Origin of the sequence: Flavobacterium johnsoniae, from assembly GCF_001879205.1 — a bacterium.
Classification (GTDB): domain Bacteria; phylum Bacteroidota; class Bacteroidia; order Flavobacteriales; family Flavobacteriaceae; genus Flavobacterium; species Flavobacterium johnsoniae_A.
Genome location: NZ_MLFK01000002.1, coordinates 586,359 through 601,582 on the forward strand (window position 1 = coordinate 586,359; position 15,224 = coordinate 601,582).

Genomic DNA, 15,224 nt, shown 5'->3' on the forward strand with positions numbered 1-15,224 from the left:
TTAAATTATTAAAATAATGAGCGAAAAGTTAAAATTTGCAGTGATTGGAGGAGGAAGCTGGGCAACGGCAATTGCAAAAATGTTATGCGTGAATCTTTCAGAAATTGCCTGGTATATGCGCAATGAAGCTGCAATAGAACATATAGAGAAATACAAACACAATCCAAACTATTTAAGTTCAGTTGAATTCGATACCAACAAACTTAAATTAACCAACAATATAAACGAGGCTATTGAATATGCAGATTACATCATTTTTGCGATTCCATCTGCTTTCTTAGATGCCGAATTACAAAATATGACGGTTTCATTGGCTGATAAAATCATATTTTCTGCCATTAAAGGAATTGTTCCTGAAACCAGTTTAATAGTTGGAGAGCATTTTCACATTCAATACGATATTCCATATTACAATATTGGAGTAATTACAGGTCCTTGCCACGCAGAAGAAGTGGCGCTGGAAAGACTTTCTTATTTAACAATTGCCTGCGGCGATCCTGAAAAAGCTTCTATTGTAGCAAAATCACTTTCAGGAAATTACATTAAAGCTAAAATTTCTGATGATATTATTGGCACCGAATATGCGGCAATGCTTAAAAACATTTACGCTATTGCAGCCGGAATTGCGCACGGATTAGGTTATGGAGATAACTTCCAATCGGTAATGATGAGTAACGGAATACGTGAAATGAAAAAATTCATCCGTAAAGTACATAAAATGAAACGTAACATTAACGATTCGGCTTATTTGGGTGATTTATTAGTTACAGGATATTCAGTTTTCTCCAGAAACAGAATGTTCGGAAATATGATTGGTAAAGGATATACCGTAAAAAGTGCCATGATGGAAATGAGTATGGTTGCCGAAGGATATTATGCTACAAAAAGTGCGTATAAACTAAATCAGGGTTACGGAGCAAAAACGCCAATTATTGATGCCGTTTATGCTGTTTTATATGAAGGAAAAGACGCAAAAACAGTATTTAAAAGACTAACTGAATCGTTGGATTAAGTTCTTAAAATACAACTATAAAAGGGGTCAGAATTAATTTTCTGGCCCTTTTATTTTGGTTAAATCTTAAAATTCAGAGAAACTAAATCAGAAAATCGTTTGAATTAACAAGAAATTTTTTCTTTGATAATACATCAAACCTACATCTTACGAAAAAAAAGTTAATCCTCGCTTCTTACAAAACCACCTAAACAATATAGACCTGGCTATCAACAACATAATTCTATATTTTAAAAAATTTCTGAATACGTTTTTCTCACAAATTACACTAATTATCATTTATTAATCCTCAATTTGGCCTTGCTTCGCAAAGAAATATCTATAGATTTGCATTATTATTTTTATTGATTCTAATTAAACACAATGCGTTCTATCTTGTTTTTTCTTTTTATTTCGAGTACTGTTTTTTCTCAGAGAGTAATTACAGGTAAAGTCATAGATAAAGAATCTTCAGCTTTTTTAACAGGAGTTTTAATTCGCGACACGAAGACAGACAATTGGACAATTTCTGACAAGGAAGGGAATTTTAAAATCAAAATTGCTTATTATCAGGATATTGAATTAAATTTTTCTGTTCTGGGAAAAAAAGATGTAAATCAAGCTTTAAAAAACGACCAAAACTTTATTACGGTTTATTTAGAAGACAATACCCTGCATTTAAAAGAAGTAGTCGTTACCGCTGAAAAACAACGAAAATATTCCGAATTAACACTGGGTACAAATGCGATCAACAACGTTCAGGCATTTTCACTCGATGATGTTTTACAACAGCTTCCTGGGCAGACCACGGCAGATTTTAATTTAAACCAGTTTAAAAACATTGTTTTTCGTACGGCATCTGATGGGAATTCTAAAAACAGTAAGGCTTTTGGAACCTCATTTATGATAAATGATATTCCTGTTTCCAACAATGAAAACATGCAGGCTTTAAATCCAAATGTCCCTACTTTAGCTTTTAGTGATTATGGTCTTGGTCAAAAAAATACTTTTACAAATCCAAATAAAGGTATTGATCTCAGGGAAATTTCAACAAATACTATTGAAGAAATTAAGGTTATTCAGGGAATCCCTTCTGCAAAATATGGAGACCTGACTTCGGGACTTGTTTTGATTACAACTAAAGTGGGAAACAGTCCGTATAGAGTTTCTGCTTCCATAAGAGATGCTACAAGCGAATTGAATTTAACCAAAGGTGTTGAATTAAATGCAAGAAACTCAATGAATTTTGGGCTCAACTTTTTAGATTCGAAAGCAGATCCCAGAGATAATTTATTGAATTATCAACGCTTAAGCGGAAGTATCGCCTGGAAAACTACAGATAAACTTTCTAAAATAAAAAACACGCTGAATTTATCTTTAAGATCAAACCTTGATGATGCAAAACATGATCCGGATAATATTGCTGCCGATGTGGTTAAAAATGAAAAACAAGGGTTTTCTATCTCTAACAATTTAATGTGGAAACCTTCTAATATATGGCTGGATGGTATAAATGCAAATATTGGTTTCTCTTATGACAGGCAGTTTTCAAGAAGAGAGAGATGGATAAACCGATCCTTAACTGCAGCAACTGATTCTAAAGAAGAAGGAATTCATGAGGCTTTTGTTCTTCCATCGCAATATACCAGTATAAGCACGGTAGAAGGTATTCCGATCTCAACTTTTGTTAACCTCGATTTTACGAAAACAATTACCAATAAAACAAATTGGGTGCACAGCTTTTCATTTGGATTATCAGGAAGATCAAGTTCAAACAAGGGAGAAGGAAGAAAAAGCAATGCAACCGGCTTAATAAATTATTATGTTCTTGCTGAAGGAGGCGACAGCAAACTTGGCTATAGAGATTATGATTTTAACAGAACCAGAACTGAAACTCAATTTTCTGCTTATCTGGAAGACAGGGTTTATAAAAAATTTGAAGAAGATAAAATCCTGAATATTGATTACGGAATTCGATATGAAAACCAGTCCGGAAATATATCCTTACAGCCGCGTATTAATTCCTCTTATTCTATAAACAAAACCTTTAGAGTTCGAGGCGGATTGGGATTATCTTCCAAAGCTCCTTCGCTTAATCAATTATATACTGGAGACCGTTACTTAGACAGATTATTAGGCAGCGGCATTTACAGTTATCCGGGAGTTTATCAAAAAGCATGGATTATGACCGTTGTTACTCCGGGCGATAACTTGAATTTAAAACCTTCAAAATCATTCAAAACGGAAGGCGGAATAGATATAGATCTTTCTTTTGCCAATATAAACCTGACAGGATATTATAACAAACTGACTAATGGTTTTACCGGCCAGCAGATTCCTGTCTCAAAACAAATCCCAAAAGCAAACGTCATTACAAACGGAGCGGAGATTCCAACTTATGAAATTGTTGGCACAGAGAATCTTTACTATTTAACAAACAGCATTCAAAACAATACTAATTCTGAAGATACAGGTATTGAAACGATAGTAAATTTCCAAAAAATCAAAGCTTTAAATCTGGACATCAGTATGAATGCGTCTTATGTTAGATCTAGAGATTATAGTAAATCCATAGATTATTATGCCTCTACAAGTTTAACATCTGCGGAAGAATATGGCGTATTTCCCTCAACCTCAACAACAAATGAAAATTTAACAGCAAGTTTCAATTTTAGTTACCATATTCCGAAAGCAGGTTTGTTACTTTCCTTGAGAAGCGAGCATATTATATTGCGTACTTCCCGTATTCCTACAAGTGATTATCCAAGTGGTTATCTGGACACTCGATTAACTTACCACGAAATTCCGGAGGCTGAGCGTAGTGATTTGCAAAAATACGGTCACATTATTCGAACTATAAAAGGTTCACAAACCGAACTTGAAAATATACTGCATAATTTTCATCTGCGTCTTTCTAAAGATTTCTTAAACGGATTTAGTGTTTCATTTTATTCTACCAATTTTTTAAATCTCAAGCCTTATTACGACAAAGACAATATAAGAAGTTTGTACGATATCGCAGACTTCTCGTTTGGAACCCGACTTAATTATCAATTTTAAATCTATAAACTATGAAAAAAACACTCTCCATTTTTATAATACTCTTTGGATTAATCATCCAGTCCTGCAGCAATGATGACAACGAAAACGAAGCATTAAAGCCTGTAGACTTTAGCGTTTCTCTTAAATACGATGCCGCATTTAACAGTCAGGTTGTTAAGAAGGCAAGTGTAACTATCGTAAATACAGAAACAGCAAACAAATACACTGTTGAATCGGATGAAAAAGGTGTTGCTCTTTTTAAACAAATTTTACCCGGCTCCTATTCTATTACGGCTACAAAAGTAATACCGGCGGCAGAATTCACAGAGACTTTTGGCTATACTCCAACAGAAGCCGAAATTAATTTTAATGGAGCGGCAAGCAGTGTTATTGTAAATGCAGCGACTGCTACCGTTGATATTGAAATGAAAACTTCGAAAGTAGGTGATTTCGTCATCAAACAAATTTACTACGGCGGATCTGACACTAAAAAAGGTGCTGTTTTTAGAGATCAGTTTATCGAAATTTACAATAACTCTAATACAGTTCAGTATGCAGATGGTTTATACATGGCACAGCTTACCGGATCTACAACCACAACAGTAGCGGCATACACTTTGGCAAACGGGCAGTTTGACTGGAGTAAGTCTGAAGGAATGACAATAGGAAATACTGCAAATACAGATTACGTGTACGGAATCAATATTATTAAAATTCCAGGAAACGGCACACAATATCCAGTGCAACCGGGAAAAAGCATTGTAATTGCACAAAATGCTATTAATCATAAAGCTAATTATGTTGACAATAACGGCAAAGCCGTGAGTATTGTAAGTCCTGAACTAACTGTAGATTTAAGCACTGCAGATTTTGAATCATTTTTAGGAACTTATTCTGGTGATGTGTATCAATATGATATTCAAAATCCTGCTGTTCCAGATGTCGATATCGCTTATTGGGGAAATAGTAACAACGATATGATATTAGATTCTAATGGAAGACAAGCGTATGTTATCTTTAAAATGGATGACAGCAAATTCACCGCTTTAAAAAAATACAAAAATCCTAAAGGAGACAAAAATTTATTCCTTCAAATCCCTAATTCAGTTCTTATTGACGGTGTTGACACAACAAAAGATTTAGGATCAGGTTTAGTTCCTAAAAAATTAGCCTCACAAATTGATGGAGGAAATACTTATTTACCTTCTGGAGCGTACTCTTCAAAATCAGTAATGAGAAAAACCAAAACTACAATTGCCGGAAGAATTGTTCTTCAGGACACTAACAATTCTACGAATGATTTCGTAGAAGTAACTGTAAATCCAAGAGGATTCAACTAAAATTTTCTTTAATGAAAATCAATAAGATTAAAATACATAACATTAAAAGTAATACCTGGAAATACCGGGTATTACTTCTTTTGTTGTTTTCTTTCGTTTTTAGTGTAAATGCACAAGACACTATAAAAGTGCAAAATCATATTATTGACGATCAGATTAAAGATCAAATTTTCAGGTATCCAATCATTTACACCACTCCAAACATTAAAGATTTCACATTTACTGAAGTTTCCTATGAACATCAGCAAAATGAATTTGCCAGAAAACAGATTGCTAATGAAATCAATACCTATCAATTTTCGGCACAGGGGTATTTTACCACAAAATCTAAATGGAAGTTTTTTGGTGATTTGTCCATCAAAAAAATACTGGAAAAAAACTTAGGATGGGTGCTTTCTGATGATCGTGCAGAAGAACACGAAGTTATTGCACCACATTACTTTTATGTTCCCAGAAAAGCCAATTGGGACAATCAGGCTTATGTCTTAAGCGGAGGTTTTTCTAAAGATATTACCAATCATTTATCTGTTGCTGTAAAAGCCAATTACGGTACCGAAAAATACAGCCGGACTTTAGATGCCAGATCACAAATTATCAAAAGAAATTTGGGAGGAGAATTGCAGATTGGTTATCAGATTTTACAAAATCATAAAGCCTTTATTTTAGGCAGTTATGCCGAAAACCAAAAAGACTTTGATTACACTTACAATAACCTCAACTTAAACTACGAAGCGTATCCGGAAACCTATTTACGTTTTAATGCTGGTTATGGCAGAATATTGAATTATTTTAAAAACACCGAATCTGGCTATTTATATCAGGATATTGTAGACAAAATTGGATTAGGTTATACCTTTACAGGTAAAAACTCAATATTGACTGTATTATACTATACGCAGAACTCAAACAATGTTTTTTACACTAGTTCTCTTGATTTGCCTGAAAACGAAAGAATGAAAATAAAAACAAAGTCTAATCATGCAGAATTATTCGCTTTTCATAAATGGAATAATATAGAAATCCAGTCTACTTTACAATTCGATCAAAGCGATGCGCGTAATTTTGACAAACAAAGCAATGGTTACAATTATACGAATTCATTAAATAAAATAAACTGGACAACCTCATTTTCTAAAAAAACAGGTTCGAAAATTGATTATTTATTTGGTTTGAATGTACTTTACCAGCAAAACGAATACCACGATATTTTAGCGACAGCTCATATCGAATTAAACTCATTAAATACTGGAATTTACACCAGCAAAGATTTTGCTTTCAAAAAAAGCAAATTAAATGCCACTGCAAGTTTCAATATGTATTTTCCATTGTCGTCGTCTAAGCTTAATTATTATGACACTTCGGGCGGCACAAATGCCCGCTTTTTTGATGAAGTGATTATTTACGATTACGCTGTTAACACAACCAATTATTTTGCTCCAGCCATACGTTTAGAATACAGCTATCCTGTAAAAAACAATAAAACAGTGGTTTTCTTCACCAATTTAAAAGAAAAAATCGCGCTAAAAAAACAAACTGATTATCCTGTCAGCATTAATACCAATAACACCTATTGGGTTCAAATGGGTGTACAATTAAATTATTAAAAAATGAAACCAAAATTTATTGCCATTACGGCAATGTTATTTTCACTTGTTATCCTTTCTTATTCTAAGATTGAACCTGATTTTACGATTACTGAATTAAAACGACTTTACAGCAGCGGCGATTATACCAAATGGCCAAAACCAGAAGTCGATTCTCTTGTTTATGCTCAGGGATTTGAAGATATCGGAATTTTAGGAAAACCCGAATTTCCTGAAAACAATCAATACACAGAAGAAAAAGCCGAATTAGGCAAAGTACTATTCTTTGATCCAAGATTGTCAAAATCCGGGCAGATTTCGTGTGCTAACTGCCATGATCCGGAATTAAACTGGGGCGATGCCAGAAGGGTTTCGTATGGAGAAGGAAGACTTCAGGGAATTAGAAATTCTCCAAGTCTAATGAATATTGCTTATTCTAAAATTTTCTTTTGGGACGGAAGAGCCGCTACTTTAGAAGATCAGGCAAGTTTCCCGATAAAAGACACCAAAGAAATGAACTTCCACATTGACTTAGCAACTAAACGTTTAAACAAAATTAAAGGCTACAAACCTTATTTTAAAAAAGCTTTCGGTAAAGAAAAGCTGACTCAGGAAGAAATTTTAAAAGCAATTGCCACTTTTGAAAGAACATTAATAAGTCCAAAAAGCAGATTTGATAAATTTATTGAAGGAGATTCTACTCAATTAACCAACAGACAAGTTGAAGGTCTGCATCTCTTCCGAACAAAAGCAAGATGCATCAACTGCCATAATACAGCGAATTTTTCAGATAATAAATTCCATAATATCGGATTAACTTATTACGGAAGAGAATATCAGGATTTAGGAAGATATAATGTTACCGGAAAAGCCGAAAACGTAGGCGAATTTAAAACGCAGTCTTTACGCGGTGCCGCGCAAAACGCACCTTATATGCACAACGGCTTATTTCCAAATATACGCGGTGTTTTAAACATGTATAACGCCGGAATGCCACAACCCAAAAGAAAAGAAAGTCAGCTAAATGATACCCTGTTTCCAACTACTTCTAAACTGATAAAAAAATTACAGTTGAATAAATCAGAAATGGATGCTTTAGAAGATTTTATTTCGAGTTTATCAACGGGTGCTTATAAGATGAGGCCGCCTGTGATGCCGATTTGATTTTTAGTATTCAGTCGCAGTATTCAGTCTCAGGGGGCAGTTTTTGAGTAGCTAGAGTAAAATAGAAATAAAAAAAGAGTCTGGAAAAAATTTCCAGACTCTTTTTTTATTGTGATAGAAAATACTCTAAGTCATCATTTCAACACTGCGACTGATCACTGCGACTGAAAACTAAAAAAAACTACTTCACCATCACACCTTCAACAAACAAAATCGGCACTTCTTCCGTATTGTTCTCGCTGATTAGGTTTGATTTGAAAATGAATTTCTTGTCGTATAAAGTATTTCCAATGAAGAAAGTAACCATAAATTCGTTGTTTAAAACCAAAAGGCTTTTTTCAATCATTTCGATTTTTACTACAGAAACAGCAGGAACTTCAACAAAGGCATGACGCAGAATAGACGTTTTTTTCATTTCGCCGTCGATAGTTCCAAAAGCTTTTGAAACCACCATAACACTGTCTAGATTAAAATCGCTGTCGTTTACCAGATAAGCGTACCAAACTTTTTCCATAAAGTCATCGCTCCATTCCTGAACTGCTGCCAGAAATACGTTTTCTACCTCTGGGATTATTATATCTTTTTTCATATGAGTCAAAAGTTTAAAAGTCGAAAAGTCGAAAGTCCCAAACTTTGAGACTTTCGACTTTTGGCTTTCGACTTAAATTATATATTTGCTTTGAACTGCTCTAAGAAACGAACATCGTTTTCGTAGAACATACGGATATCGCCAATTTGATATAAAAGCATCGCAATACGCTCTACTCCCATTCCAAAGGCAAAACCATTGTATTCATCTGGGTTAATATCACAGTTTTTCAAAACGTTTGGATCTACCATTCCGCAGCCTCCAATTTCCAGCCAGCCTGTTCCTTTCGTGATACGGTAATCGGTTTCGGTTTTTAAACCCCAATAAATATCAATCTCTGCACTTGGTTCTGTAAATGGGAAATATGACGGACGAAGACGAATCTTAGATTTCCCGAACATTTCTTTTGTAAAATAAAGTAAAGTCTGTTTTAAATCAGCAAAAGAAACGTCTTTATCAATGTACAATCCCTCAACTTGGTGGAAAATACAGTGAGAACGAGATGAAATCGCTTCGTTACGAAAAACACGTCCCGGAGAAATAGTACGAATTGGCGGTTTATGATTTTCCATATAACGCACCTGAACAGATGATGTATGCGTACGCAGTAACACATCCGGGTTTGTCTGGATGAAAAACGTATCCTGCATATCACGTGCCGGATGGTATTCCGGTAAGTTTAATGCTGTAAAGTTATGCCAGTCGTCTTCGATTTCCGGTCCTTCAGAAACGTTGAAGCCAATATTAGCAAAAATATCTATAATTTGATTTTTAACAATTGAAATTGGATGACGAGAACCAATAATTACTGGTTCTGCAGCACGGGTTAAATCGCCAAAAACTCCTTTTTTTTCTTCTTTGCTTTCAAGCTCTTCCTGAATAACTCTTACTTTCTCTTCAGCAACCGCTTTTAAAGTATTTATAACTTGTCCAAAATCCTTTTTTTGGTCATTTGGAATATTTTTAAACTCAGTAAAAAGCTCTTTTAATAAACCTTTACTACCTAAATATTTAATACGGAACTGTTCTAAAGATTCTTTGTTTTTATCATTAAAGGCTTTGGCTTCCTCTATATGTTGTTTTATCTTGTCTATCATTTTCCTTCAATAATTGAGATACAAATTTAGTGTTTTTAGTTTAAAGTGTGCAGTCACAGTCGCAGTTTTAAGAATTTTGCAACCGTATTTAAAGAATCGCAGGAATTTTTCAATTACTTTATAAGCGCAATTTTATTTTCAATTTCCCTGACTTTTGCAAGCCAATGATCAATTCCTTCCTGATTTTTAACAATTTCCTTTCTGTGTTTTGATGCGACACTGCCCAGTTTTGCCCAGTTTTTATTCCAATCTTTGTCTCTTTCGATATTGTTTGAAGGCTCAATTCTGTTTCTCCAGAAGTCAAGATTTTTAAAGTAACCTTCTTTCAGCTGTTCAAAATATTCAACTAGTTTTTCTTTCGAATTCGGAATATAGCCCGGCCCGCCGCACCCGCAGGAATGAAATGTAATTCCAACAGAATATAGGCTTTTAATATGTTCCCATTTTTTTACATCGTCTTTTTTAGGCGATTCAAAATCAAGTCCCATGTTTGCCATCAATCCCCCGCATTCCGGGCATTTTGCTTCGTATGTTGATTCTTCTCCTTTTTTAATATCCCCTTTCAGTCTTCTCTTAAATGTCTTCCGACAATCAAAACAAGCGTAGTGAGGTTTATATGAAACCATTGCGTATCGGCACATTTTTTTAAAATTTTCAGTCGCGGTTTTCAGTCGCGGTTTTCAGTCTCAGTTCAGTTTACGCAGTAACTGAAAACTGAGACTGCGACTGAACAATAAAAAAACTACTCAATAAGTTTTCTTTCTAAAAAATAATTTACAATCGCTTCTTTCATTAATACCGACTGTTCGCCCGCTTTTAAAGGCGGTAATTGCTCTTTTACTTTATAATGCGGCCAGCCTTCATCATCAAAAAATTCAAACTCGTAAAATCCGTAAGGCTCCAGCAGTCTGCAAATAGCGATGTGCATTAAGTTTAGTTTTTCATCTTTTTTGAATTCGCGATGCACTTTTCCGAGTTCCTGAACTCCAATTAGGTAAATTATGGCATCTAAATCTAAATCTTCACCTTGCGAAAATTGATTTGAAAGTATATCGACAAGCGCTTCCCAACGCTCTTTTAGTTGTGTATCTCTAGACATTTTATTTATGGTTTTTGATTATAGATTTTAGATTGCTCGCAAAAAATCAGTTCTGAAGGGTCAGAATAGCAATCTGAAGTCTAAAATTTGATTTGCAAAGATACACAGTTCAAATTTCAATCATACCAAAAATAAAAAATATAGGATTTTAAAAAACAATCGTACAGATAAGTCTGCTTGTTTATTGATATTCAATGACCGTTTTTGAAATTACAAAATTATTATCCTTTGCTATCTTTTTTATTTCTATTGGAAAATCATCAGCGTTATATGTTATTTCAAAATCATAATAGGCTGGAGTTTGAGTTATAACAGGATAATAGTATTCTCTCGAAGTAACATTATTATTAGATATACCGTCAAAGCCTTCAACCTCAAAAACAAGTCGGTAGTATTTATTCATAAATTTCATCGGGTTGTTTTTATTGTCATAAAAATATTTGCTTTTAGAAATTGTTTCAGGACCAAATAAAGATTTTCTGTCTGTAATTTGCACTGCATTTTTATTCTGATCAAAAGAATATGCTGATTCTTGCTGAACTATAAAATTTGAATTACTTAAATAACCTGATTTTTGCGAGGCAAGAATTCCATTTTTATAAGCATACTCCGTTCTCTCATCCTGATTTGCTCCTGATAAAGTATATTCTAAAAGATCTCCAGCATAATTAAATGTTGTAAAACCATTTGCGACATCATTTTTAAAATAATTTACCTTACTGATTTTGTCTCCATTATATAAAAACTCAGATCTGTTTGCACCCGAAGTAACGCTTTTCAAAACATTATTTTCGTATGAAAAATTTAATATCTGGGTTTCAGAATCGTTCGAAAAATAAATGGTTTCAGTTATTTTTTTTATCAGAATTGATTTTGGATCAACTGTATTATCTTTGTCGCCGTTGTCGTTTGAGCAAGAAGCAAACAATATAACAGTCAAAATATTGATTAACAGATTTTTTCTCATTTTGATGTTTTTTCACAAAAATAAAAATATAATTTTTTTCACAGCCTTACCATGAGTTTTTTTGATATTATCGTTGCCGTCCTGTTGTCTTACAGTTTATACAAAGGCATAAAAAATGGACTTTTTGTAGAAGTTGCTTCTTTTATCTCTTTGTTATTGGGCATTTATCTTGCCATAAAATTTTCTTCCATAATGAAAGAAATGATCAGCAAACATGTTTCCTGGAATCCAAATACAATACAGGTTACGGCTTTTATCCTGACTTTTATTTTAGTTGTAATTGGGGTTTATTTCTTAGCCAAAATCCTGACCGGAATTGCCGATTTTGCTTTCTTAGGCTGGGCAAATAAACTAGGAGGCGGTTTCTTCAGAATTTTAAAAACAATCCTGATTTTAAGCATTTTCATTGCTTTGTTCGAGAAAATCAACTTCAATAATACTTTTGCCAAAAAAGAAACTTTAGACAAATCGATTTTTTATAATCCGGTGAAAAAAGTAGCTGCTTTTGTTTATCCGTCAATCGAGAAATGGTACGAGGAATTTAAAGAAACACAATCTCATAAATCGGAAGAAAAAGAGGAAACCTCAGAAAAAAAATAATCAATATTTAGAGGAGTAAACCCGATAGCTTTTATCCCGAGGCTTCGGGACTGTCGGGTTTACTATTTTAATCCTAAACTAACTATTGTCAGGCTGAGCTTAGTCGAAGCCCTTTTACGTTTAAACAAGCCTTCGACTACGCTCAGGATGACATTCGTTTTCAAAATAACTTTTAGAACGTTACTTCTAATTTTTCTCCCTTTTTCAAAACAATTTCTTGTCTTTTATTCCCAAAAATCAAAGTTGTTTTTCCTCCATTTTTAGAAGAAACTATTACTCTTTCAGGTTTTTTATTATTCCAATTCATTTCAATTTCAAAACCGCCCCGTGCACAAATGCCACTTACTGAACCTTCGCTCCAGGCATCTGGCAAAGCAGGCAGTAATCTGATTTCGTTTTCGTCTGACTGTACTAACATTTCGGCGACGGCTGCGGCACCTCCAAAGTTTCCATCAATTTGAAATGGCGGGTGCGCATCGAATAAATTCGGGTAGGTCCCTCCTCCTCTTCTTGGTTTTTCTGTTTTCTTTCCGTCAGGATCAACGTAGCGGAGTAATTCACGAAACATTTTATAAGCCCGGTTTCCGTCCCAAAGTCTTGCCCAAAGATTGATTCTCCAGCCTTTTGACCAGCCGGTTGTTTCATCCCCTTTTATTTCGAGCGTTTTCTTTGAAGCTTCTGCTAAATCAGGCGTTTTTAAAGGCGTAATTTGATCGCCTGGAAAAAGCCCGAATAACTGCGATTGATGGCGATGTTTCGGTTCTTCATCTTCCCAGTCAAAATACCATTCCTGCAAATTTCCTTTTTTTCCAATTTGATACGGATGCAGTTTAGCAAGTGCCGTTTCTAATTTTATTCTGAAATTGGCATCAATATTTAGGATTTTTGAGGCTTTAATCGTTTTATCAAAACATTCTCTAATCATGGCCAAATCGGCAGTTCCACCATACATCGTTGCGCCGATAAATCCGTCTGGTGTTATGTATTTGTTTTCAGGTGAAGTGGATGGCGACGTAATTAAATTTCCGTTTTTGTCTGTTACCAGCCAGCCTAAAAAGAACTGCGAAGCGCCTTTCATTATCGGATATCCTTCTGTTTTTAAATAATTTTTATCTTGGGTAAAAATATAATGCTCCCAAATATGCGTACTCAGCCACGCTCCCGATAACGGCCAGCATGCCCAGCTTGGATCTTCTTTTCCAAACTGCCCTACCGGATTGGTCATGGCCCAAATATCTGAATTATGTGCCGAAGCCCAGCCTTCATTTACGCCGTAAAAACTCTTCGCGGTTATTTTTCCGGTTACCGAAAGGTTTTTTATAAAACTCAAAAGAGGCAGATGCATTTCTGAAAGATTGGTGTTTTCTGCCAGCCAGTAATTTTCCTCCAAATTGATATTCATCGTATAATTACTGCTCCAGGGCGGATTTAAATACGGATTCCAAATTCCCTGCAAATTGGCCGGTACGCCCAAAGTTCTCGAAGAACTAATCAATAAATAACGTCCGTAATTGAAATAGAGAATCTCGAGATTTTTATCTTCTTTTCCTTCCGAATATCTTAGTAAACGTTCATCAGTTGGTAAATCTGGTGCTGTGGTTTTTCCCAAATCTAAATTGACGCGATTAAAGAATTTTTGATAATCTGCAATATGGGATTCTTTTAATTTATCAAATGGTTTTGCAAATGCCTTGCTCATATTTTGCAATGCAAGGGTTATGTCATCCAAGCCTTCGGTTGCAGGATTTTTGTCAAAACCATTAAAACTGGTTGCGACAGAAACATAAATAATGGCTTCTGTTGCATCTTTTAAACTTAAAGACTCTCTCGAACTTGTAATTTTTCCATCGGTTTTTTTAATTTGAACTAAAGTGGTGAATCTTGTTCCTCTTTCTTTTACATCAAGATATTTTGGTAAAACGGCATATCCGGGATTTTCATGAATTGGTGCGGAACCTGTCATTATCAAGATATTGTTTCGCACTTCGGCATTAGATTTTAAAAGACTTTTTAAATTAATATCAAAATTTAAAGCCCCCTTGTAATCCGCTTTCAATTTGATTACCATGATTTGATCGGGAGCGGAAACGAAATATTCGCGTGTGTATTTTATTCCGGCTATTTCGTAACTTACTTTTGATATGGCGTTCGAAATATCCAGTTCCCGATGGTAATTTACCGCTTTTCCTTTGTCAGAATTATTAATTTCTAATGTTCCTAGAGGTGCATAAGATTCGGAATTTTTTCCTTGTACTTTTTTATTAAGTTCTTCGGCCAGTTTGTAATTTTCATTTTTTAAAGCTTCGCGAATTGCCGGAATGTTTTTATATGCTTCGGGATTCATGTTAGCGTTTACAGGTTCTCCCGACCAAAGCGTAATATCATTCAAATAAATTTTATCTGAATTTGCTCCTCCAAAAACCGTTGCTCCCATTTTTCCGTTTCCTAAAACTAAACTTTCCTCAAAAAAATCTGCAGGCTGTTTGTACCACAAAACATGTTGGGATTGCGCAGAAATGGTTGTATAGTAAGATGTGAGAAGTATGATGAAAAATGTTTTTTTTATGAGGGTTGAATTCATTTTGCTGCGTTTTAAATATTACCGATCAGATGTTCCTAAGGAACAATATTGCATTGTTAATTTTTTACAACGGATTTCATCCGTTGACCGATGAATTGTTCCTAACGGAACATTTTTAATTTATTTTTCATTCAAACAAGTTTCGAAAACCGTTCAAATTACCTTTTACTT

The 15,224-nt window shown here is 34.4% G+C and carries 12 protein-coding genes; 6 read left to right on the forward strand and 6 right to left on the reverse strand.

The window, feature by feature from the left end:
- Positions 1-16 precede the first annotated feature (16 nt).
- The 5 genes from BKM63_RS04970 to BKM63_RS04990 all read left to right on the forward strand — a co-directional run bounded on the left by BKM63_RS04970 (position 17) and on the right by BKM63_RS04990 (position 8,120).
- On the forward strand, positions 17-1,012 hold the full coding sequence (locus BKM63_RS04970; protein ID WP_071635518.1) for an NAD(P)H-dependent glycerol-3-phosphate dehydrogenase: 996 nt from the start codon (positions 17-19) through the stop codon (positions 1,010-1,012).
- A 363-nt stretch (positions 1,013-1,375) separates the two neighbouring features.
- Positions 1,376-4,051, forward strand: coding sequence for a TonB-dependent receptor (locus BKM63_RS04975; protein WP_071635519.1), 2,676 nt, complete (start codon positions 1,376-1,378; stop codon positions 4,049-4,051).
- 11 nt (positions 4,052-4,062) lie between these two features.
- Positions 4,063-5,373 (forward strand): DUF4876 domain-containing protein, encoded by a 1,311-nt coding sequence (locus BKM63_RS04980; protein WP_071635520.1) that lies wholly within the window; start codon positions 4,063-4,065, stop codon positions 5,371-5,373.
- 11 nt (positions 5,374-5,384) lie between these two features.
- Positions 5,385-6,977: a DUF6850 family outer membrane beta-barrel protein gene (locus BKM63_RS04985; RefSeq protein WP_071635521.1), complete on the forward strand. Its 1,593-nt coding sequence runs from the start codon at positions 5,385-5,387 to the stop codon at positions 6,975-6,977.
- Positions 6,978-6,980: 3 nt separating this feature from the next.
- The gene (locus BKM63_RS04990; protein WP_071635522.1) at positions 6,981-8,120 is read left to right on the forward strand and encodes a cytochrome-c peroxidase; all 1,140 of its coding nucleotides are present in this window, start codon (positions 6,981-6,983) and stop codon (positions 8,118-8,120) included.
- Between the two features lie 181 nt (positions 8,121-8,301).
- Here BKM63_RS04990 and BKM63_RS04995 read toward each other — a convergent pair whose 3' ends face one another.
- The 5 genes from BKM63_RS04995 to BKM63_RS05015 all read right to left on the reverse strand — a co-directional run bounded on the left by BKM63_RS04995 (position 8,302) and on the right by BKM63_RS05015 (position 11,872).
- Positions 8,302-8,709: a hypothetical protein gene (locus tag BKM63_RS04995; protein ID WP_071635523.1), complete on the reverse strand. Its 408-nt coding sequence runs from the start codon at positions 8,707-8,709 to the stop codon at positions 8,302-8,304.
- A 77-nt stretch (positions 8,710-8,786) separates the two neighbouring features.
- A complete protein-coding gene (gene pheS, locus BKM63_RS05000) occupies positions 8,787-9,806 on the reverse strand; it encodes a phenylalanine--tRNA ligase subunit alpha (protein ID WP_071635524.1) in 1,020 nt (339 codons plus the stop codon).
- A 113-nt stretch (positions 9,807-9,919) separates the two neighbouring features.
- Positions 9,920-10,432, reverse strand: coding sequence for a hypothetical protein (locus BKM63_RS05005; protein ID WP_242661094.1), 513 nt, complete (start codon positions 10,430-10,432; stop codon positions 9,920-9,922).
- A 116-nt stretch (positions 10,433-10,548) separates the two neighbouring features.
- Entirely contained in the window at positions 10,549-10,905 is a 357-nt protein-coding gene (locus BKM63_RS05010; protein WP_071635526.1) for a hypothetical protein, read from the reverse strand.
- Between the two features lie 181 nt (positions 10,906-11,086).
- A complete protein-coding gene (locus tag BKM63_RS05015) occupies positions 11,087-11,872 on the reverse strand; it encodes a hypothetical protein (RefSeq protein WP_071635527.1) in 786 nt (261 codons plus the stop codon).
- Positions 11,873-11,923: 51 nt separating this feature from the next.
- Between BKM63_RS05015 and BKM63_RS05020 the strand changes: the two genes are divergently transcribed.
- Entirely contained in the window at positions 11,924-12,472 is a 549-nt protein-coding gene (locus tag BKM63_RS05020) for a CvpA family protein (RefSeq protein ID WP_071635528.1), read from the forward strand.
- 172 nt (positions 12,473-12,644) lie between these two features.
- Here BKM63_RS05020 and BKM63_RS05025 read toward each other — a convergent pair whose 3' ends face one another.
- On the reverse strand, positions 12,645-15,053 hold the full coding sequence (locus BKM63_RS05025; protein ID WP_071635529.1) for a glycoside hydrolase family 95 protein: 2,409 nt from the start codon (positions 15,051-15,053) through the stop codon (positions 12,645-12,647).
- Between the last annotated feature and the right edge of the window lie 171 nt (positions 15,054-15,224).